Annotated in this window: 1 protein-coding gene; it reads right to left on the reverse strand. The window is 55.3% G+C overall.

The window, feature by feature from the left end:
* Positions 1 to 206: 206 nt before the first annotated feature.
* Positions 207 to 1,480, reverse strand: a 1,274-nt coding sequence (locus FRY97_RS21770; protein WP_211356956.1) for a T9SS type A sorting domain-containing protein, incomplete at its 5' end; no start/stop codon positions are given.

Below are 1,480 nucleotides of genomic sequence, written 5' to 3' on the forward strand. Positions count from 1 at the left end.
TCCGGCCCGCAATCGAGCGTAGCCGCATGCTTGCCCTGCATGTCGCAGCGGTCTGAAATGAAAGGGGTCAAAAGCAGCATACTCATCATTTTAGGTTTATAGGTAGTAAAATACAGCTTTTTAAAGGGCGCTGCTGTCTGTTTGTGCCATACCAACTCAGGCGGCGGTTATGGAATCGCGGCCTGAGCATGCAAATGGGACTTGCCTCACTCCACCTTCAAAAACCGCTCCGCTGCCCTGAGCTGCCCACCTTCCAGGTACTGCACCACGTACGCCCCCGCCGCCCAATCGTGTACGGGCACCACTACCGTGCCCAGTAACTCCCGTGCCGGTATGCTTTGCAAAAGCCGGCCCTGCGCATCCAGGATACGGAAAATTCCATCGGGGGCAGGGCGGGCACCGCGCAGCTCAAAGTTGATGAAATCGCGGGCAGGGTTGGGGAAGAGGGCGAGCCGTGGCGGGGTGCCGGGCTCCTGTGCTGTGCTGTTGGGCAGGTGGCAGCCGGGCACGAGGCAGCCGTGCTCATCGAGCTTGAGGAGCCAGCCGTAGCGCAGGGGGTGGACGCCCCCGTCATCGGGCGGGTCGATAGCGCCGCAGACGATGTAGCCGCCGTCGGGGGTGGCTTTGAGGTCCATGGGCTCGGGGGCAAGGGGCTCCTCATCAAAAAGCGTGAAGTAGCGCACCCAGAGGCTGTCGCCTTGTGGGGAGGCTTTCATGAGCCAGGTGCCTTTCCTAAGCTCTCCAATAGACTCCGTCTCTGCGGTCCAACTGATGCCAAGGTACCCGCTTTGGTCTGTAGCCTCGACGATTTTGACCATGGAGAAGTTAGTCCACGGGAATTCTCCCCTAAACTCCCTGACCCACTCCATCTGCCGATCGGCATTGAGCTTGAAGAAGCAGGGGTTCCAGTCTACGCGTCCGTTGCTGCTGTTGATGGCCGTCTCCACGCCTTTGCCGGTTCCGACGATGAGGCCGCCGTCGGGGGTGGGGAGGAGGGAGCGTGCGGAGCTAAAAAGCTGGTTCGCTGGGGTCTTGTACAGCCATTTTTGGTTGCCTAAGCTGTCTATCTGCAGGATTTGAGCCTGGCAGGTGAAATTTTGGTTGACTTGTCCGATGTTATGGCTAAAAGCCCCGATAGTAATATTCCCATTTTCATCTATGGTTTGTGATTCAGGGGTATTGTGCTCCGGCGCGGCGTAAATAAAACTATTTATAATTTCCCCTGCTGCGTTCAGGCGTAGCCAGTATATCTCAGAATTGCCCCCATCTGGGTCGCCATCGATCCCTGAAATAAGTGAAATCTCATCATTTTTATAAGGGCTGACATTTTGCGCTGCGGAGATAAAAGACTCTTCCGGATAGAAAGGGTTGATGTACTCTTTCGTGAATATAGTGTCCCCATTTCCATTGTATTTAATGAGCGCGATTTTGGGGATCGAGTCTTTAGTAATTCCCATGGTAACGAAACTTGAATCATCTA

This window comes from Phaeodactylibacter luteus (genome assembly GCF_007993045.1).
GTDB classification, from domain to species: domain Bacteria; phylum Bacteroidota; class Bacteroidia; order Chitinophagales; family Saprospiraceae; genus Phaeodactylibacter; species Phaeodactylibacter luteus.